The sequence below is a fragment of the Mesorhizobium sp. P160187 genome (assembly GCF_057766425.1).
In genome coordinates this window covers 147,624-166,673 of the sequence record NZ_JBYMDX010000004.1, presented here as the reverse complement: position 1 = coordinate 166,673, position 19,050 = coordinate 147,624, and the positions used below count along the sequence as shown (strand labels likewise).

At 63.9% G+C, this 19,050-nt stretch carries 15 protein-coding genes; 6 read left to right on the top strand and 9 right to left on the bottom strand.

Annotated elements, in window-relative coordinates:
* Nucleotides 1-82: 82 nt before the first annotated feature.
* A complete protein-coding gene (locus AC3CCE_RS17755) occupies nt 83-631 on the top strand; it encodes a hypothetical protein (protein WP_023673495.1) in 549 nt (182 codons plus the stop codon).
* Nucleotides 632-973: 342 nt separating this feature from the next.
* Here AC3CCE_RS17755 and AC3CCE_RS17750 read toward each other — a convergent pair whose 3' ends face one another.
* The 3 genes from AC3CCE_RS17750 to AC3CCE_RS17740 all read right to left on the bottom strand — a co-directional run bounded on the left by AC3CCE_RS17750 (nt 974) and on the right by AC3CCE_RS17740 (nt 3,681).
* Nucleotides 974-1,240, bottom strand: a complete 267-nt coding sequence (locus AC3CCE_RS17750) for a hypothetical protein (RefSeq protein ID WP_023673496.1) — start codon at nt 1,238-1,240, stop codon at nt 974-976.
* Between the two features lie 182 nt (nt 1,241-1,422).
* Nucleotides 1,423-2,631, bottom strand: a complete 1,209-nt coding sequence (locus tag AC3CCE_RS17745; RefSeq protein WP_352624639.1) for an MFS transporter — start codon at nt 2,629-2,631, stop codon at nt 1,423-1,425.
* Between the two features lie 60 nt (nt 2,632-2,691).
* The gene (locus tag AC3CCE_RS17740; protein WP_352624707.1) at nt 2,692-3,681 is read right to left on the bottom strand and encodes an AraC family transcriptional regulator; all 990 of its coding nucleotides are present in this window, start codon (nt 3,679-3,681) and stop codon (nt 2,692-2,694) included.
* Nucleotides 3,682-3,841: 160 nt separating this feature from the next.
* Between AC3CCE_RS17740 and AC3CCE_RS17735 the strand changes: the two genes are divergently transcribed.
* Complete coding sequence (locus AC3CCE_RS17735; protein WP_023715853.1) at nt 3,842-5,689, top strand: monovalent cation:proton antiporter-2 (CPA2) family protein; 1,848 nt, start codon at nt 3,842-3,844, stop codon at nt 5,687-5,689.
* Nucleotides 5,689-6,237 (top strand): DUF924 family protein, encoded by a 549-nt coding sequence (locus tag AC3CCE_RS17730; protein WP_023673500.1) that lies wholly within the window; start codon nt 5,689-5,691, stop codon nt 6,235-6,237. Before AC3CCE_RS17735 ends, AC3CCE_RS17730 begins: the two co-directional genes overlap by 1 nt.
* Here AC3CCE_RS17730 and folK read toward each other — a convergent pair.
* From folK to folP, 3 genes are read right to left on the bottom strand one after another with little or no spacing between them, the layout of a single operon-like run.
* Complete coding sequence (folK, locus tag AC3CCE_RS17725; RefSeq protein ID WP_023685987.1) at nt 6,234-6,752, bottom strand: 2-amino-4-hydroxy-6-hydroxymethyldihydropteridine diphosphokinase; 519 nt, start codon at nt 6,750-6,752, stop codon at nt 6,234-6,236. The genes AC3CCE_RS17730 and folK overlap by 4 nt on opposite strands.
* Nucleotides 6,736-7,095, bottom strand: coding sequence for a dihydroneopterin aldolase (gene folB, locus AC3CCE_RS17720; RefSeq protein WP_023673502.1), 360 nt, complete (start codon nt 7,093-7,095; stop codon nt 6,736-6,738). The genes folK and folB overlap by 17 nt, the downstream gene beginning before the upstream one ends.
* Nucleotides 7,096-7,112: 17 nt before the next feature.
* On the bottom strand, nt 7,113-7,958 hold the full coding sequence (folP, locus tag AC3CCE_RS17715) for a dihydropteroate synthase (RefSeq protein ID WP_023742509.1): 846 nt from the start codon (nt 7,956-7,958) through the stop codon (nt 7,113-7,115).
* 150 nt (nt 7,959-8,108) lie between these two features.
* On the opposite strand from folP, the gene AC3CCE_RS17710 reads away from it, so the two are divergent.
* Complete coding sequence (locus AC3CCE_RS17710) at nt 8,109-8,729, top strand: DUF922 domain-containing Zn-dependent protease (protein ID WP_031196153.1); 621 nt, start codon at nt 8,109-8,111, stop codon at nt 8,727-8,729.
* A 234-nt stretch (nt 8,730-8,963) separates the two neighbouring features.
* On the top strand, nt 8,964-10,448 hold the full coding sequence (locus tag AC3CCE_RS17705; RefSeq protein ID WP_352624635.1) for an MDR family MFS transporter: 1,485 nt from the start codon (nt 8,964-8,966) through the stop codon (nt 10,446-10,448).
* Between the two features lie 20 nt (nt 10,449-10,468).
* Here the strand turns inward: AC3CCE_RS17705 and AC3CCE_RS17700 are convergent, their stop codons facing one another.
* The 3 genes from AC3CCE_RS17700 to AC3CCE_RS17690 all read right to left on the bottom strand — a co-directional run bounded on the left by AC3CCE_RS17700 (nt 10,469) and on the right by AC3CCE_RS17690 (nt 12,454).
* Nucleotides 10,469-11,500, bottom strand: a complete 1,032-nt coding sequence (locus AC3CCE_RS17700; RefSeq protein ID WP_488377172.1) for an NAD(P)/FAD-dependent oxidoreductase — start codon at nt 11,498-11,500, stop codon at nt 10,469-10,471.
* Nucleotides 11,501-11,604: 104 nt separating this feature from the next.
* The gene (locus AC3CCE_RS17695; RefSeq protein WP_023673507.1) at nt 11,605-11,925 is read right to left on the bottom strand and encodes a 2Fe-2S iron-sulfur cluster-binding protein; all 321 of its coding nucleotides are present in this window, start codon (nt 11,923-11,925) and stop codon (nt 11,605-11,607) included.
* A 157-nt stretch (nt 11,926-12,082) separates the two neighbouring features.
* Nucleotides 12,083-12,454, bottom strand: coding sequence for an Hpt domain-containing protein (locus AC3CCE_RS17690; protein WP_352624631.1), 372 nt, complete (start codon nt 12,452-12,454; stop codon nt 12,083-12,085).
* A 280-nt stretch (nt 12,455-12,734) separates the two neighbouring features.
* Here AC3CCE_RS17690 and AC3CCE_RS17685 point away from each other — a divergent pair, with 280 nt between their 5' ends.
* Nucleotides 12,735-18,977 carry a kinesin gene (locus tag AC3CCE_RS17685; protein ID WP_352624629.1) on the top strand — a complete coding sequence of 2,081 codons (6,243 nt, stop codon included), beginning with the start codon at nt 12,735-12,737 and terminating at the stop codon, nt 18,975-18,977.
* Nucleotides 18,978-19,050 lie beyond the last annotated feature (73 nt).

Below are 19,050 nucleotides of genomic sequence, written 5' to 3'. Positions count from 1 at the left end.
ACGCCCTCTCGCGGTCACCAAGCATTAACCAATCTTGTTCATGGTCGTCCAACAACAGCCTCCTTGTTGCCGGGTGTCGTCTATGAAAAGCGTAATCTTGTCCTGCGTCCTGCCCCTGGTCGCGCTTGCAGCACCTCTGGGCCCGACCGGGAAAGCCTTTGCAGCGGAGCCCGACAAGCAGTTCTTCCGCACCGTTGAAGGCAAATGGGTCGGCCCGGGCGAAATCATCGCCGGCAAATACAAGGGCACGAAGTTCACCTGCAGCTTCGACGGCTCGACGCCGGACAACAAGACCGGCATGACGCTCGATGGCGACTGCCGCGTCGGTGTCTTCACCCAGAAAATGTCGGCGACAGTCGAGCGCAAGGGCCGCGACTACAAGGGCAATTTCATGGGCGGCGCCGCGGGGTCGGGCCTGGACATCATCGGCGGCAATGTGGTCGATGCCCGCAAAGTCGTCTTCACCATCAACCGCAACCAATTGCGCGGCGTCATGCAGGCCCGCATTCCCGACGACAATTCGATGACGGTGACCATCGCGGTGCGCGTCGACCAGCAGCTGGTGCCGGTCATCGGCATGAGCCTCAAGCGCGTCGACGCCGTCGAAGTCGGCTCCATCGCCAAAAACTGACTCTCAAGCGGTTCCCCGAAAAAAGCGCGGAACGGGGTTGCACTGCGCGATAGCTGAGCTGTTCCGCTCAGCTCGATCGGGAAGTGACACGCCACCTTGCGGCCAGGTTGGCGCTCCTCAAGCACGGGCCGCTCGGGGCGGCACCTTTCTGCCGCGACCGGACATGTGGCGCGCAACCGACGATGTCAGCGTCTCCGACGGCCCAAGCCACAGCAAGGCCAACGTGTCAGGGTCCTGTGCGTGCCGGCCGTCCTTCGTGTCAGCGCGATGCGCTCTAAGAACACCAGCAAAAAAGGCGGCGGCTACTCGAGCCACCGCCTTTCTCAATTTCCGAACGAAGAATCAGCCCTTGATGGCGGCCGTCAGCTCGTCATAGGCCTTGCAGGCGTCGGCCGGCGTGGTGGCGCCCTGATATTTGGTCGTCACAGCCTGCACCTTGGCGGTCAGGTCGGCGGCCTTGGTCGGATCCTTGGTGATCGCTTCCTGCAGCGCGGCGGTCATTTCCTGCGCCTTCTTGGCCGCGATTTCCTGCGTGCATTCAGGCGCCTTCGAACAGGCCGATGCGGCAAGCATGGCGACACCCACGCCGACGAGCAAAAACTTCTTCATGTCAGTCATTCTCCTCACGAAGGCAGAACTTGATCGTCGCTGCCTTCCAACGGCGAAGCCTGGCGTCCCATAGCCGCCGATTGCGGCAAAACGCAACGTGTGCGGCGCATAAACTTGTGCAGCGCTGCTGCAACGGCGCGGACGGCCTGATTGAGGCCGCCCGTGTCAGACGAAGCAAGGTTTCAGCCACGAGGCTGCAGCAGCGCCAGTGCGGCCGTCGCCGCGGCAAGGACGGCGGTTAGGGTCAAAGGCCCCGTAGCACCATAGGTGTCCACGACATAACCGCCGACAACCGCACCGACGGTGATGGCAACCTGGAAGGAAGTGACCATCAGACTGCCTGCTGCTTCCAACGCATCAGGCGCCGCGCGGGACATATTGGTCGGCAGCACCACCGGCGCCATGCCGAAGGCGAAGCCCCACAGCGTAACAAAGCCGAAGGCAACGCCGGTTTGCGCGCCCCAAAGCACCAAAGCGAGTGCCGCAAACGCCATCAACGCGGCGGTAACTGCGAGGGCCATGTGGATGTTGGTGTCGGCCAGGCGGCCACCGGCAATATTGCCGATCACAGCGGCGATGCCGAACCCGAGCAGCGCCAGGGCAATCGGCCCGGTTGTGAGGAGCGTCACCTGTTCGAGGAACGGGCGCACATAGACCGAGCCGGCAAAATGCCCGGTCATCAGCAGAACAATGGCAAGCATGCCGAGTTGGATGCCACGCCGCCGTGTCAGCCGAAAGACGTCTGCAAGGCTGTTGCTTGCCGCCGCAGGCAAGGTCGGCAGGCTGAGAAGCTGCAGCAGCATGGCAAGCGCGGCCAGCCCCGCCGTCATGGCCATCGCGCTGCGCCATCCCAGCCAGTCGCTGATCAACGCACCCATCGACGGCGCGGCAATGGTGGCGAGCGAGACGCCGAGGGTGACGATCGCCATGCCTCGACCTGTCGCATTGGCGCCGACCAGCCTCGACACGACGGCAACCGAAAGTGCCCAGAAAGCGCTGAGAGCAATCCCCAGTCCGGCCCGGCCCAGCAACAACAGCCAGAAATTGGGCGCCAGCGCCGCAAGAATATTGGAACCGACCGCCAAGGCCATGAGGCCAACCAGCACCGCCTTGCGGTTCAATCGGCCGATGAGAACATTGCTCAACATGGCCGTCACGGCGCCAACGGAAGCGGTGGCGGTGACGACCTGTCCGGCCGTTCCCTCGCTGATGCCGAGATCGCGCGCCATCGGCGTCAACAGCCCTGCCGGCAAGAACTCGGCGGACACCAGGGCAAAGCTGGTGGCCGCCAATGAAAGGACCGCGAACCAGGTGGCCGCGCTCCACGCGGCTGGTGCATCGGCATCAAGGCCGATGGCGGCGTCTTCAAGCTGTAATGTTGTGTCAGTCACGGAAAGATCTCCACAGTTTGGAGATCTTAGATAGGCGAGTCCGCCCGGATGTTATGTACCTTAAAATCCGAAATTCATATCCATTCGTCCGGGGATTGTGCGACGCACAACGCCTGGCGAGACATTGGTGATGCGCTTGAACGCGCGGGCGAAGGACGCCTCGGAATCATAGCCCAAACGGGTAGCGACTTCGGCAACCGACAAGCCGTTTTGGCCCAGTAACTCGCGGGCAAGCTGCATGCGGAGGCGGGCGAGATAATGTGCGGCACCCTCCCCCAATACCGCGCTGAAGCGCTCGGCGAAAATCGAACGCGATTGGCCTGCCACACCGGCGAGGCTTCCCAGCGTCCAGTTGTGGCCGGGGTCGCGGTGCATGGCCGCCAGAGCGCGCCCTATATGGGGGTCTCGGATGGCTGCGAGCCAACCGGTGGTCGAGGCGCCGTTGCAATTGACCCAGCACCGGATGAGCCTGGCTGTCAGCAAATCCGCCATACGCGACAGGATGGTGGCGCTGCCCATCTGCGGTTGCGCGGCCTCCACCGTCATGGCCGCCAGCAAAGGGCCGACCATCGGGTCATTGCCGGCCACGTCGCAACCCTTGATGAGAGGCGGCATCAACGTGATCAACGGATTGAGCGCACAGAAGCCGAGAGACATGGAGCCGCAGAAAAGGGTGCTTGTCGCGCCCGTTCCCTGCCGTATCACTTCGCAAACGTTGCCGCCCAACTTGATCACCTGGCAGCCCTCGAGCGAGTCGCCCACCACGTCCGGCGCACTCGCCAGCCGATGGGCGATGCCTTGCGGCAGCAGCACCAGGTCGCCATCGCGCAACTCCTGCCAGCCTTGCGCTTCGGTGTGAATCCAGCATGGACCCTGGCCGACAAAGTGAAAACGAAGCAGTTGTTGTTGCGGAAAGTCTATGCTCCATGGGTGCCGGAGTTCGCAGCGGCCATAGTTGACGCCACTCAAGCGAAAGTCTTGCAGAACTTCGCTGAGCGCATCCATCGGGATATGTGGCAGCGGCGACGGCCGGGACGAATAATCAGGCATTTGCCAGATATAGATACCAGCCGTCCGACAGGCAAGCGCAGACTGTTGTTCCACGGGGGAATCGCTGCCACGGCACCCTACCCATTCTGGCAGGCTTCCCGCCCTTGCCTCCCGCTCCCAGTGCATGCAAGGAGTGCTGTCGGACACAGGGACAAGAGGCATGGCAGCGGAAGCATCGGGCAGCGATCTCATTCAGGTGGTGGCGCTGCTTGCCGCAGGCGTCGTCGCCGTTCCGATCTTCAAACGCATGGGGCTGGGCTCGATCCTCGGCTATCTCGCCGCGGGCGTGGTCATCGGCCCGTTCGGTATTGGCATTTTTTCCGAATCGGAAGCCATCCTGCATGTCGCCGAACTCGGCGTGGTCATGTTCCTGTTCATCATCGGGCTGGAGATGCAGCCGTCGCGGCTATGGGGCCTGCGCCGCGAGATTTTCGGCCTCGGCGCGCTGCAGGTCGGCGTCTGCGCATTGCTGCTTACCGGTGTTGGTCTCGCCGGCGGCTTTCCGATCGCGCAATCCTTCGTTGCCGGCGCCGGCTTCGTCCTGACCTCGACGGCGATCGTCATGCAGCTTCTCGAAGAGCGTGGCGAGATGGCCAGCCCCAAGGGCCAGCGCATCGTGTCCATCCTGCTGCTCGAGGATCTGGCAATCGTGCCGCTTCTGGCGCTGGTCGCCTTCCTGGCGCCGGGCGGCGCCGAGATGACCCTGCAGCAGAGGCTGGCCGAAATCGGCATCGGTCTTGGCGCCATCGTCGGGCTGGTGGTGGCCGGCCGCTATCTGCTCAACCCGTTCTTCCGCATCCTGGCCGACGCCAAGGCGCGCGAAGTCATGACGGCGGCAGCACTTCTGGTCGTGCTGGGGTCGGCGCTGGTTATGCAGCTTTCCGGCCTCTCGATGGCGATGGGCGCCTTCCTGGCCGGCGTGCTGTTGTCGGAATCGACCTTCCGCCACCAGCTGGAGGCCGACGTCGAGCCATTCCGCGGCATCCTGCTTGGCCTGTTCTTCCTCGCCGTCGGCATGTCGCTCGACCTGCATGTGGTGGCCGACAACTGGCGGCTGATCGCCGTCTATGTCGTCGCCTACATGGCGATGAATGCGCTCGGCATCTATCTCGTCGCCCGCATGCTGAAGAGCGGTCATCGTGAAGCGCTGGAACGCGCCGTGATCATGGCGCAAGGCGGCGAATTCGCCTTCGTCCTCTATTCGGCCGCGGCGGCGGTTGGCATCATCGACAGCCGGGCCAACGCAACGCTGACCGCTATCATCATCATCTCCATGGTGCTGACGCCGCTGGCCATCATTGCGCTCAAATATTTGACGCCGCGCGACGAGCAGTCGCTTGAAGGCGTCGACATCGCCGACGGCCTTACCGGCAGCGTGCTGGTCATCGGCTTCGGCCGTTTCGGCCAGATCGCGAGCCAGCCGCTTTTGTTGCGCGGCATCGATGTGTCGATCATCGACAATGATGTCGAAATGATACAGGCGGCCGCCGATTTCGGCTTCAAGGTCTACTATGGCGACGGCACGCGGCTCGACATTCTGCGCGCCGCAGGTGCAGGCCGCGCGCGCGCCGTGCTGATCTGCGTCGACAAGCCGGACGCCACGGTGCGCATGGCGGAACTGATCAAGGCGGAGTTCCCGTTGCTGACTGTCCTGGCGCGTGCCTTCGATCGCGGCACCGCCCTGTCGCTCATCCGCGCCGGGGTCGACTTCCAGCTGCGCGAGACCTTCGAATCGGCCCTCGTCTTCGGCGGTTCCGCGCTCGAGGTTTTGGGCGTCGAGCCGGAAGATGTCGCCGATGTCATCGAGGATGTGCGACGGCGCGACAATGCCCGACTGGAGACGCAGCTGGCCGAAGGCGTCCGCGCCGGGCAACGTTTCCTCAGGGGCAATACCGGCACGCCGATCCCGACGCCGCTGACGCAACCGCGCCGGCCCGGCCAGGCGCTGAACGAAGAGACGGCCGGCGTGCTGCACAAGCCCGAGCCCGCCGATCAGGGGGAAAGCTGATGACCGCATCGGATGAGCGCGCGCTCGCCGTCACCAAATTCTGGCGCGAGGCCGGCGAAGACGCGTGGTTCGAGAAGAACGACGTCTTCGACGCGGATTTCCGCAGCAGGTTTCTCGACCTGCACTTTGCCGCCGCGCGGCGCGAGTGCGACGCATGGTCGGAGCATGCCGAGGGTTCGCTGGCGCTGATGATCCTGCTCGACCAGTTTCCGCGCAACTGCTTTCGCGGCTCAGGCCATATGTACGCCACCGATCCGCTGGCACGGCACTTTGCCGCCAAGGCGATTGCGGCCGGCCATGACCTTTCGCTGGAAGAAAACCTGCGCGTCTTCCTGTACCTGCCCTACGAACATTCGGAACTGCCCGCCGACCAGGACAGATCGGTCGAGCTCACCACCGCCAGGGCGCCGGAGTATGTGAAATACGCCATCGAGCACCGCGACATCATCCAGCGCTTCGGCCGCTTTCCGCACAGGAACAAGATGCTTGGCCGCGAGACGACGGCGGACGAACAGGCATTTCTCGATGGCGGCGGCTTCTCCGGTTAACCCAGCCACCAATCGCGGCCGGAAGCCAGCCGCTCTATGCCTGACGTATCGACGGCGCTGAGCCGCTCGGTCACGCTCCTGCCGCCCACCGCCAGATCCGGCGCGATCTCTGCCAAGGGCGCCAGCACGAAGGCGCGCTCCACCATTCGGGGATGCGGCACCTCCAGCCCGGTTTCGTGGATTGTGCGGTCGCCGAACACCAATATGTCGATGTCGATCAGGCGCGGACCCCAGCGCTCCTCGCGCACCCGCTTCAGCTTGCGCTCGGCCTCGAGGCAGAGGTCGAGCAGCGCCCTTGGCGCCAGCGAGGTCGAGATTTCGGCAGCGGCGTTGAGGAAATCCGGCTGGTCGAGCTTGCCCCAGGGCGGCGTGCGGTAAAGTGAGGAGACGGCGACGACGCGCGTGCTCTCGTCGGCGTCGAGCAGGCGCAGCGCCGCCGCCATCGAGGCCGAGGGATCGCCGAGATTGCCGCCAAGGCTGAGATAGACCGTGTTATTGTTACTCTGGCCAGACAACGGTCACCTCGACATAATCGAGCACGCCGGGCACCGGTGCGTTGGGCTTGCGCACGGTGATCTCGGCCTTCCTGATCTGCGGGAACCGTGAAGTCAGCGCCTTCGCCACTTCGAGCGCCAGCGCCTCGATCAGGAAGCGGCGATGTCCAGTGACGATCTTTTCAATCACCGTGAAGGCGATGCCGTAATTGACGGTGTCCTCGATGGAATCATCCTCCAGCGGGCGGCTGGGCTCGACCGTCAACTCGGCATCGACATAAAAACGCTGGCCAAGCGCCTCTTCCTCATCCAGCACGCCGTGCCGGGCAAAGAAGGCGCAGTTCTTCATGCGGATGACGTACATTTCTTACTGTCCTGGGCTCAGCGTCCTGGCTTTTCGCGCGCCAGCATAGCATCGGCGACCGCCAGTGCGTCCACGTTGATTGCGACATCGTGGACGCGAAACAGATCGGCGCCCTTCAGCCTCAGAATGACACTGGTGGCTGCCGTCCCGGCGGCGCGCGCGCCGGCTTCGCGGCCGGTGACGGTGCCGATGAAGCGTTTTCTGGAGGTGCCGGCCATCAAGGGAAAACCGAGCTCCTTAAGCTCGGAAAACCGCGCCATCAGGTCGAGGTTTTCCTCAGCCGTCTCCTTGGCGAAGCCGAAGCCGGCATCGAGTACGATATGATCGTCCGCAACGCCGCTGCGCCTGGCGACTTCCAGCGAAGCCTTGAGGAACAAAAACTGGTCGGCGATGACGTCGGGCAGTTTTTGCCGCCCGCGCCCGGTATGCATGATGACCAGTCCGGCGCCGGTCTCGGCGGCGACGCGGGCGATGCCGGGTTCACGCTGCAAGCCCCAGACATCGTTCACGATATGCGCGCCGGCGGCGACGGCGAGGCGCGCGGTTTCCTCGCGATAGGTGTCGACCGAAATCAGGGCTTCGCCTGAACTGGCGAGCGCGGCGATGACCGGCAGGATGCGGGCCTGCTCTTCTTCAGGCGTCACGGGCGAGGCGCCGGGGCGCGTCGATTCCCCGCCGATATCGACGACGGCGGCGCCTTCTTCCACCATGCGGTGCGCCTGCGCCACCGCCTGGTCAGGCGTGATGAACAGTCCGCCATCCGAAAAACTGTCGGGCGTGACGTTGAGAATGCCGACCACAATGGCTTTCTCGCCAAGGTCGAGATGGCACTTATGCGCCAGTTGCCATCGCCTTGTCGTCATTGTCCTTCAACCATGTGTCTCATTGGCATGTGGCTCATTGGCATATGTGGCTCATCGAGCGCTTGCAATCCATCAACGATGCGTGATCGGTGGAAGATCAATTCCGTTGCGCCGGCAACGGCCGTAAAGCAAGGTGAGTGAAGAGGCAACATGATGAAACGACCCCTGCTCTGCGCCCTGATGCTGGCTTTGACCGTCCTGCCGGCGAATGCTGCCAATCTGGTGAAGACCTACAGCTATTTTGCCATCGGCGGCAGCACGCTCGATGACATCGAGACGCAATTGTCGAAGCATGGACCCGAGGTGAAAAGCACCGGGATGCGGCATCCAGGCGCCACCCAGATGGCGTTCACCACCCGCATCAGCTACGCGCAAACCGCAGACACCTGCCGCATCGCCAAGGCCGCCGTTACCGTCAAGGTCAAGGTCATCCTTCCGGAGTGGCGCAGGCCGCGCAAGGCCGATCCCGATGTCAGGCTGTTCTGGGACACCCTGTCGGCAGACATCAAGCGCCATGAGGAGCGTCATGTCGAGATCGCCAAGAACCACGGCCGCCTGCTCGAAGACGCGCTGAACGCGAGCTTTGCGCAAAAGACCTGCGCCGGGGCCAAGGCGAAGGCGGCGCAGATCACCGCGGCCGAACTCGCCAGGCATGACCAGGACCAGTTGCGCTTCGACCGCGTCGAAGGCGTGAATTTCGAAAGCCGCATCCTGCGGCTGCTGCGCTACCGCATGCAGCGCGTCCAGAACGGCCAGCTTCCGCCCGGCTGAACCACAGGGCTGATACCAAGCCAATTCTGCCGAAACATGAGGCCAGCCCCAGAAAATTTTCGGGCAAAGGTCGAAATCGGCCTATACGGGACGACATATGTCAGGCTCGCAAGATATGTCAGGCTGGCAAGGCGCGAGCTTCGAAACACCAGATCAAGACCAATTGAGGCGGCGCGTAGCGGAGCGGCCATTTGGCGCCGCGCAATCGCTCTCGAACGTTATGGATGAACTGATATGGACCAGGCTGTCGACAAGCCGGATAGGGTGGCGCCCGCCGCGCCGCTGACGGAAAGCGAGAAGAACGTCATCATCGCCGGCATCCTTTTGTCGATGCTGCTGGCGGCGCTCGACCAGACAATCGTCGCGCCGGCCATGCCGACCATCGGCCGTTCGCTCGGCCATGCCGACTACCTGCCGTGGATCGTGACCGGCTATCTCCTGACGGCGACGGCCATGGCGCCGCTCTACGGCAAGATTTCCGACGTCTATGGCCGCCGGCCGACCGTCTATGCGGCGATCCTGATCTTCCTTCTGGGATCGCTGGTCAGCGCCATGGCCCCCAACATGTTCGTGTTGGTTGTCGGCCGGGCGATCCAGGGTGCGGGCGGCGGCGGCCTGTTCGCCCTGGCGCAGATCGTCATCGGCGACCTGGTGCCGCCGCGCGAACGCGCGCGTTATGCCGCCTGGATTTCGGGCACCTGGGCGGTCGCCAGCATCGCCGGGCCTTTGCTCGGCGGCGGATTTGCCGAACATCTGCATTGGTCGCTGATCTTCTGGATCAATATCCCGCTCGGCATCTTGGCCATGGCCATCATCAACAAGCCGCTGCGCAAACTGCCGGTCGCCGCAAAGCGGCATCGCATCGACGCGCCGGGCGCGCTGCTTCTGGTGGTGGCGACGGCATTGCTGCTTTTGGCCCTCAACTGGGGCGGCAGCGCCTATCCATGGGCCTCGCGCGAGATCGTCGGCCTGCTCGCCTGTTCGGCGGTCTTCTGGGGTGCGTTCGCGCTCAGGCTGATGCGTGCGGCCGAGCCGCTGATTTCGCTTGAAGTGCTGAGCAATCCGATCGTGCTTGCTGGCACGGCGTCGATGTTCCTGCTGCAGGCCGCCAATATCGGCCTGTCGGTGTACCTGCCGGTCTATCTGCAGTCGATCATCGGCCTGTCGGTCAGCCAGTCGGGCCTTGCCATGCTCGGCCTGCTGCTCGGAACGGTCGCCGGCGCGACGTTCAGCGGCCGCACGATACCGCGCTTCTTCCACTACAAGCGTATCGCCATGGTCGGCGTTCTCTTCGCCATTATCTGTCTTGGCGTGCTCAGCCTGGTCGCCGGCCGCGCCTCGCTGCTGGTGGTCGAGCTCTTGACCATCTGCATCGGCCTTGGAAGCGGCACCACCTTCCCGGTCGCCACCGTATCGGTGCAGAACGCCGTCGACCGCGCGCATCTCGGCGTTGCCACCGGCGTGCTGACCTTCCTGCGTTCGCTGGGCAGCGCGCTCGGCGTCGCCATGCTCGGCGCCGTCGCGCTCGGCTATGGCCTGCCGCTTGCCGGCGAAGGCGCGCCGGCTGCCGGACAGATCGTCTCGGCGACGCCCTTCATGATGATCTTCCTTGCCGCGGCGGTCACGCTCGTGCTGGCGCTGATCACGCTGGCGCTGATGCCGGAGAAGTCACTGCGCGGCCGCGACGACGCCGAGGCGCCGGTCGTTCTGGTGGAGTGATCCGGAAAGCCCTGTAGGACCTACTCCACGACGCCGAGCTTCTTCTGCAGGCTCGTCGACGACGTCGTGTACTGGAAGACGATGCGCTCGCCCGGGCTGATGATGCGCTTGGCGGCCTGCGCCATCAGCGCCACCTCGTGAAAACCCGACAGGATCAGCTTCAGCTTGCCTGGGTACCAGTTGATATCGCCGACGGCAAAGATGCCTGTCACCGAGGTCTGGAATTTCTCGGTATCGACCGGGATGAGGTTCTCATGAAGGTTGAGCCCCCATTCGGCGATCGGGCCGAGCTTCATGGTCAGGCCGAAGAATGGCAGCATGCGCGTGCACGGCACCTCGATGTCGCCGTCAGGCCCGCCCTTGATGGTAGCAGAGGCCAGCTCGCCGTCGGCGCCGGTCAGGCCGCTCACCTGGCCGACCCGGAACTCCAGCTGCTTCATCTCCTGCATGGCATACATCTTGTTGACGCTGTCGGGCGCCGCCCTGAATTCCGCGCGTCGATGGACCAGCGTGACGCTTTTTGCCACCGGCTGCAGGTTCAGCGTCCAGTCGAGTGCGGAATTGCCGCCGCCGACGATGACGATGTCGTGGCCCCGGAATGCCTCCATACGGCGCACCGAATAGAAGACGCTCCTGCCCTCATAGGCCTCGATGCCGGGAATGGGCGGCCGTTTGGGCTGGAACGAGCCGCCACCGGCGGCGATCACCACCACCTTGGCTTCGAACACCTCGTTCTCGTCGGTGATGACCCGAAATGAGCCGTCGTCCAGCTTTTCCAGGCTGGAGACCATGCGGTTGAAGGTAAAATCCGGCTTGAACGGGTGAATTTGCTCGAGCAGTTTGTCGACCAGTCCTTGCGCCGAGATCGAGGGCCAGCCTGGAATGTCGTAGATCGGCTTTTCCGGATAGAGTTCGGCGCATTGGCCGCCCGGTCGGTCGAGGATGTCGATCAGATGGCACTTCATGTCGAAGAGGCCAAGTTCGAACACGGCGAACAGGCCGACCGGACCCGCCCCGACGATGAGTGCGTCCGTCTTGATTACATCGGTCATGCCAGGCGAGCCTCATTGTCAGACTGGGGCGAAACTGGCGCGAGACTGCATGAGCATTGGCCCGCTGCCAAGCGGCGGCGGGAAAAATCAGATGGTACGGGAGATCAACCCTGGCGAGCCGGCACGCGCACGACCAGGCCGTCAAGCGCGTCGCGCACCTTGATCTGGCAGGACAGCCGCGAGTTCGGCTGGACGTCATAGGCGAAGTCCAGCATGTCCTCTTCCATCGCCTCCGGCTCGCCGACCTCGGCCGTCCAGGCTTCGTCGACATAGACATGGCAGGTCGCGCAGGCGCAGGCGCCGCCGCATTCTGCCTCGATGCCCGGCACCGCGCTACGGATCGCATTCTCCATGACGGTCGAGCCGTTTTCGGCCTCGACATCGAAAGGAGTGCCGTCATGGGCAATGAAGGTCAGCTTGGTCATTTATCACCTGAAGGGAGTCCCAGCCGAGATAATCACTCCACCGGACAAGTCAACTGCGGCGCGAAAGCGCCGCTTTGTGACGTTTTTTCGGAAGGCTGGCCAAAGCACGCCCTGGCCTCGTCGATTCATCCCGGTGGCCGCTGCCGAGCGGCAGCCATTACCGGCTGATGGCGGCGATGAAATCGCGCACTTCCTCGATCAGGGTGCCGAGGCGCTTGAGGATGCGCGCATCTTCCGGCTGCTGTTCGATCGAGGTGGCGCAGTCGGCGATGGCAAAGGCGCCGACCCCGCGCGCCGAACCTTTCAGCCCATGCGCCAGAAGCAGTCGCTCCCTGATGTCGGCATCGACTATTCTGTCGCGGACGGAAAGCGCCTGCTGTACGAACAGTGCCAATACCTCCTGTTCGAGGGCGCGATCGCCCATTGTCTGACGGGCCAGATGGGCCAGATCCACTGGGCGCGAACGGGCCGGTCCCGACGCATCGCCGCCCGGGATTGAGAAGGCAATGCCGCTTTCACCGCGTACCAATTTGAAACTCCTTGTGCCGATCGCCGAAAAAACTAGGCGATTTCCGTCGCCAACGCGTTAATGAATGGGCTGGAAAATTGTTGCCGCTGAGGCGGTTAGATCACGTTCTCGTTAACCTTATATTTAAAGTTTTACGTATCTCGCGGAATGCATGTTTTCTTTACCCCTGTGTGTCATTACGATACGAAGGTCCATTTTCAGCCTCCTGCGTGGGATAAGACGAGCCAGAATCAGGCAAAAATAAGAAGTCCCTCGGCAGCTAGTACAGGGTAGCGAAGGCATGGCGAAGAAACCAACGACGACCAGAACTCTCGACAGCGACGTAGCCAGGGAACTCGAAAAGGCACTAGACCTCGATCTCAGCGGAGACGGCAGCGGCGATCTCGATATCGCGGCGTCGATGGAAGATCTGGAAGCGCAGATATCGCAGGCCGCGGACGAACTGGCGCGCGAAGGCCGCCCCCAGAAGCCCGCCCCCGCTCAAAACGCGCCCGTCCAACAAAACCAGAGTGCGAAGCCGGCAGCCAAGCCCGCCGAGCTGCGCCCGGTCGAATCGCGCAACAGCGCCCAGCCAGCCGGCTTCAAGCCGGCAAACGATGACCGCCAGAAAGATTACAAGACGCTGCTGCACAGCCTCAACCGGCGCGCGTCTAGCACGATCTATTGGGTCGTGGCGTTCGTGTCGCTGGCCTGGATCGCCGGCGCCGGCGGCCTCGCCAATCTGCTGTTTGGCCCCAGCATCTGGAAAATTCGTACGTTCGATCAAATCCTGGCCCGCCCTGAACTGATCGGCCTGGCGATCGCGGCAATCATACCGGTCGTCCTGTTTTGGGCCTTCGCGGCGATGATCCGCCGCGCGCAGGAAATGCGCATTGCCGCGCAGTCGATGACGGAGGTGGCTTTCCGCTTGGCGGAGCCGGAAAACCTCGCCCAAGACCGCGTGATGATGATCGGCCAGGCCGTTCGCCGTGAAGTGGCGGCGATGGGCGAAGGCATTGAGCGCACGCTGGCGCGCGCCGTCGAGCTCGAAACGCTGGTCCACAGCGAGGTCAACCAGATCGAACGCTCCTATTCGGAGAATGAATCGCGCATCCGGTCGCTGGTCGACGGGCTGGGCAGCGAGCGCGAAGCCGTCGTCACTCATGCCGAGCGCGTGCGCGCCTCGATCACCGGCGCGCATGAAACGCTGAAGGACGAGATCGGCGCCGCCTCCGACATTATTCGCGACTCTATCCTCAACGCGTCGACCAAGCTGTCGATGACGATCACGAATTCCGGCGACACGCTGATCGACCGCATCAATGAAAGCTCGATGTCGATCTTCGATTCCGTCGAAACCCGGCTGGATTCAATCACCGACAGGCTGTCGACATCGGGCGAAGCCTTTGCTTCGCTGCTCGACACCCGCATCGCCAAGCTGACGGACACCACAGACGGCCTGACCCGGTCGCTGACCGACCTGCTCGACGACCGCACCACCGGTATGGTGTCGCTGCTCGGCGGCGCCGCCCGCACCCTGAGCTCGGAATTCGAGTCCAGCCTGAACGGCATCGAGCGGACGCTGGCCGAGCGCGGCCAGGCGCTGATCAGCGAATTCCAGACCCGCGCCGAAGCACTCGATACCGGCACGCAGAAGCTCAACGCCGCGCTCGAGGCGCGCGCCCGCCAGATCAACGAAACGCTGGTCGAGCGCGCCCGCGAGATCGCCCACACCTTTGCCGAGAGCAAGGATCATTTGTCGGCGATGATCGATCAGGGTAAGACCCAGATCGGCGCCGACATGGCCGACATCGTCTCGTCGACCTCGTCGATGCTCGAAGCCCGCGCCAGCGATTTCGCCGGCCGCATGGAAGCCGCCCGCCATGTCGTGTCGCGCTCCTTCGACACCGACATCCAGCGTCTTGCCGATGCCCGTGTCGGCATCGAGGACGCCGTCGAAAACCACAGCCGCAAGCTGTCCGAAAGCCGCGAACGCATGGCGGCTGCCATGCAGGCGGACCTGGCGAAGTTCGCCGAGGGCCGTGCCGGCATCGATGCGGCCGTAACCAACCAGGTGCAGAAGCTGGCCGAAGGCCGCAACCTGATCTCGCGCGCCCTGGAAGAGGATCTGCGCAAGGTCAACGAGTCGCGCGCCGCCATCGACGCGTCGCTGGGCAGCCATCTCGAGCGGCTTGAAGAAGGCCGCAACCGGCTCAACCAGGCTTTGCATGAAGACTCCGGAAAACTTGTGCAAGCCCGTACGATCATTGACGAAATGGTCGCCGGACATGTCGGTAAACTGGCCGAAGGCCGCAACATTCTGTCGCGCGCCCTGGAAGCCGATCTCGGCAAGCTCGCCGACAGCCGCGCCTCGATTGACGGGCTGGTCGCCGGCCAGGTTGAAAAGATCGCCGAAGGCCGCGCCATCCTGACCAAGGCGCTCGAAAACGACATTATCGGCATCAAGGGCGTGATCGAGAACCACTCGGCGAAACTGGCCGAGGACCGCACCGAACTCAGCAAGGCGCTGGAGAACGACCTATCCGGCATCAGGGGCCTGCTCTCCGACCATTCGAGCCGGCTTGCCGACGATCGTGGCCTGTTGTCACAGACGCTCGAGGCCGACCTCGCCAAGCTCGCCGAGAGCCGGTCGAGCATCGACGGGCTGGTCGCCGGCCAGGTCGAGAAGCTGGCCGAGGGCCGCGATATCCTCAAGCGCGCGCTCGAAGCCGACCTCAACACCATCAAGGGTGCCATCGCGGGTCATTCCGACAAGGTGGCGGAAGAGCGCGGTCAGCTTTCCAGGGCATTGGAAGCCGACCTGCAAAATGTGAACAGCCTGATCGCCGACCACTCGAACCGGCTTGTGCAGGATCGTTCGACGCTATCCCAGGCGCTTAAGGATGACCTTCAGAATGTTAACAGCCTGATCACCGACCACTCGAGCCGGCTTGTCCAGGATCGTTCGACGCTATCTCAGGCGCTTCAGGACGATTTGCACAATGTCAGCGGCATCATGGCCGATCATCAAAACAGGCTCGTCCAGGACCGTTCGGCGCTCTCAAAGGCACTGGAAGACGACATCGCCAAGCTGGCGGAGAGCCGCTCCAACATCGATGGGCTGGTCGCCGGACAGGTCGAGAAGCTCGCCGAGGGCCGCGACATCCTCACACGGGCGCTCGAAGCCGATCTCAATGCGATCAGGAGCGCCATTGCCGACCAGTCGCAGAAGCTGAGCGAAAACCGTGGCGAGTTCGCACGGGTGCTGGAAGCGGATTTGGAAAATGTCAACAGCCTGATCGAGGGTCACAGCGACAAGCTCGTCCGGGATCGCGCGACGCTGTCGAAGGCTCTCGAGGACGACCTCGCCAAGCTGGCCGAGAGCCGGTCGAGCATCGACGGACTGGTCGCAGGCCAGGTCGAGAAGCTGGCCGAGGGGCGAGACATCCTGAAACGTGCGCTGGAAGCCGACCTGCAGAAGCTGTCGGCAAGCCGCGGTGAGGTTGACGACATCATCGCCGGCCATGTCGGCAAGCTGGCCGAAGGCCGCAACATGTTGACCCAGGCGCTGGAAGACGATCTGGCAAAGCTCGCCGACATTCGTAAGGATGTCGACCGCTCGCTGTCGGGCCATATCGACCAGATTGCCGGCAGAAGCACCGATATCTCGGCGGCAATCGCTGCCGATGTCGAGAAGATCGAGCAGGCCTTCAGCAAGCAGACCGGCATCATCGAAGAGCGCGCCGGAACCATGGAGCGCGCGTTGTCGGTGGGTGTCGACAATGTCCGCAGCGTGCTCGAAAAGAGCGCCGTCTTCGTTGCCGGCGCGCTGCGCGAGAAGGTGATGGAAGTCACCAGCGCGCTGCACGAACAGGCCGGTGCTGCCTTCAGTGACGCGGACCGCAAGATCGCCGAGCGTGCCGAGCAGACCTCGGCCGCCCTTTTGGCCCGGGCCGAGGACATCGCCCGGACCTTCGAGGACGCGGATCGCCGTATGCACGCACGTGCCGAGGACACATCGAGCGCCCTGATTGCGCGCGCAGAGGATACGACGAACGCCTTGCTGGCCCGCGCCGAGGACACGACGAACGCCTTGCTCGCTCGCACCGAGGATACGTCGAGCGTGCTGCTTGCCCGGCACGACGAGACGTCGAACTCGCTGCTCGCCCGCGCCGAAGAAACGGCCGGACGGCTGGCTGCCCGCGCCGGCGAGATCGCCGGCACGTTCGACGCCGCCGACCAGAAGCTGGTCGCCCGCGCGGTCGAGACGGCGCAGTCGCTGGCCGACCGCGCCGGCGACATCCTGCGTAACTTCGAGGGCGCCGACCAGCGGCTGAGCATGCGCATCGGCGAATCCGCCGAAGCGCTCGCCGCCCGCGCCTCCGACCTTGGCCGCATCTTCGACGCCGCCGACCAGCAGCTGATCTCGCGCATTGCCGAGGGTTCGGACGCGCTGTCGGCACGCGCCACCGAGATCAGCCGCATCTTCGACGAGGCCGATCACCGCCTGGTGTCGCGCATCGCCGACTCCACGTCGACGATCGGCGAGCATGCCGACAACATCGTCGGCGCCTTCGCCAGCACCGAGCAGCGTGTTGCCGAACGCGCACGCCAGACCGGCCAGGAACTTGCCGTCCACGCCCGCGAGATGGAGCAGGCTCTTGCCGGCGCCGATGAGCGACTGGCCGCGAGCGTTGCGTCCGCAGCTTCGCGCGTCGAGGAACAGGTCGCCAGCGTCGAGAACCGCCTTCTTTATACGACGGAGACGATGGGCCAGAAGCTCAACGAGCAGGTTTCCAGCGCAGAAGCTCAGCTGATCTCGCGCGCCAACACGATTGCGGAGACTTTTACCGCGGTCGGCCAGCACATCGGCCAAAGCACCAACGACGCTGCCAAGACAATCGGCACCAATACCCGCGAGCTCAACACGATGCTGGCGGCGCGTTCGGCCGAGATGGCGAAGATCCTGGACGAAACCGCGCGGCCGCTGGTCGAGCGCTTCGCCCAGGGCGGCTCGGAACTGCAAAAGAGCATGGAAGAGGTCACCGAACGCGCGACCGAGAAGCTGCGCAGCGAAAATGCCGCCCTCGTCAACGCGCTCGCCAGCCGCACCGCCGAAACGCTGTCGGCCGTCGAAGGCGCGCGCTCGTCGCTCGCCGATAGCGTCGCCGACCTCATCGGCCGCATGAGCGTCTCCAGCTCGCAGCTTGGTGAGCTGATCGAACAGGCGGCGATCAACCTCGGCCAGGTTGACGAACGTCTGAGCGGCAGCACGCAAAGCTTCGCGGCAACCACCGAAAAGGCCGCGCAGACCTTCGCCAGCTCGGCACGCCTGGTCGATTCGAACACGACGCGGCTTACCGAACTGTCGTCGTCGACCCTGCGCGAAGTGGCCTCGATCGCCACCAAGTTCGACGAGCACAGCCGCTTGCTGTCCTCGGCTTCGGATCTGTTGAGCTCGGCGCAGAGCAATCTGGAGCACACGCTTGAGCGGCAATCGTCGCTCGAAGATCTCGCCGTCGGCTTGGTCAAGAAGTCGGAAGACCTCGAGAAGGTGATGCGTTCGTTCGAAAACCTTGTCGGCCAGACGATGCAGAATGCCGAAGGCAAGACGCTGGCATCAGCCGACAAGATCCGCATCGCCATAACGGAAGTGGTCGATTCGGCAACCAGCCGGTTCGCCGATGCGACCGAGGAGATGCGGCGCACCGCAAGCTCGATCAAGAGCGAGCTCGACCTCACCCGCGCCGAGCTCAAGAAGGGCGTCATCGAAATGCCGGAAGAGGCCAAGGAATCGACCTCGGCGATCCGCCGTGCCGTTGCCGAGCAGATCAACGCGCTCAAGGAACTTTCGGATATCGTTGCGAAATCGGGACGTGGCGGCGACAATGCCGAACCGCGCGCCCTGCGCCCGGCGCCTCAGACGCCAGTGCAGCGCCCGGCCGAGCCGGTACGCCGCCCGCCGCCGGCGCCACAGCCGGAGCGCCCTGCTCCGCAGGCGCCGCTCGGCGGCCTGCGTGGCACGCTCGATATCGAACGCCCTGCCGAAGCACCGCGCCAGCGCGACGCCAACGCCCGCACGCCGCAAGGCGGCTGGGTGCGCGATCTCCTGACCGGAGCATCGCGCGAGGAGGAAGTCGCCAGGCCGGCAGCGCCCGCGGAAGCACCGCGCGCAACTCCCGCCCAGCGCTCGCCGCTGCATGTCATGGAGTCGCTCAACTCGCTCTCGGTCGATATTGCCCGGGCGATCGACCACGACGCCTCGATCGAGCTGTGGAACCGCTACCGGCGCGGCGAGCGTGACGTGTTCACGCGCCGCCTCTACACGCTCAAGGGCCAGCAGACCTTTGACGAAATCCGCCGCAAATATCAGGCCGAGGCGGAGTTCCGCGCCGCCGTCGACCGCTACTGCGACGATTTCGAGAAGCTGCTCAAGGACGTCTCGCGCAACGACCGCGACAACATCATGGCGCAGACCTACCTGACGTCGGACACCGGCAAGGTCTACACCATGCTGGCCCATGCGAGCGGCCGTTTGCACTAATTGAGGCGACACCACAGACACAGAAAAGGCGGGAAGTTCCCGCCTTTTTCTTTGTGCAAAATCGTCGGTCTGC

Excerpts from the sequence above, each read along its gene's own strand:
- AC3CCE_RS17735 (WP_023715853.1), top strand. The coding sequence starts at position 3,842 with ATGGCAGCGGAAGCATCGGGCAGCGATCTCATTCAGGTGGTGGCGCTG.
- AC3CCE_RS17730 (WP_023673500.1), top strand. The coding sequence starts at position 5,689 with ATGACCGCATCGGATGAGCGCGCGCTCGCCGTCACCAAATTCTGGCGC.
- AC3CCE_RS17700 (WP_488377172.1), bottom strand. The coding sequence starts at position 11,500 with ATGACCGATGTAATCAAGACGGACGCACTCATCGTCGGGGCGGGTCCG.
- AC3CCE_RS17755 (WP_023673495.1), top strand. The coding sequence starts at position 83 with ATGAAAAGCGTAATCTTGTCCTGCGTCCTGCCCCTGGTCGCGCTTGCA.
- AC3CCE_RS17750 (WP_023673496.1), bottom strand. The coding sequence starts at position 1,240 with ATGAAGAAGTTTTTGCTCGTCGGCGTGGGTGTCGCCATGCTTGCCGCA.
- folP (WP_023742509.1), bottom strand. The coding sequence starts at position 7,958 with ATGACGACAAGGCGATGGCAACTGGCGCATAAGTGCCATCTCGACCTT.
- AC3CCE_RS17740 (WP_352624707.1), bottom strand. The coding sequence starts at position 3,681 with ATGCCTGATTATTCGTCCCGGCCGTCGCCGCTGCCACATATCCCGATG.
- folB (WP_023673502.1), bottom strand. The coding sequence starts at position 7,095 with ATGTACGTCATCCGCATGAAGAACTGCGCCTTCTTTGCCCGGCACGGC.
- AC3CCE_RS17695 (WP_023673507.1), bottom strand. The coding sequence starts at position 11,925 with ATGACCAAGCTGACCTTCATTGCCCATGACGGCACTCCTTTCGATGTC.
- AC3CCE_RS17685 (WP_352624629.1), top strand. The coding sequence starts at position 12,735 with ATGGCGAAGAAACCAACGACGACCAGAACTCTCGACAGCGACGTAGCC.
- AC3CCE_RS17705 (WP_352624635.1), top strand. The coding sequence starts at position 8,964 with ATGGACCAGGCTGTCGACAAGCCGGATAGGGTGGCGCCCGCCGCGCCG.
- AC3CCE_RS17710 (WP_031196153.1), top strand. The coding sequence starts at position 8,109 with ATGATGAAACGACCCCTGCTCTGCGCCCTGATGCTGGCTTTGACCGTC.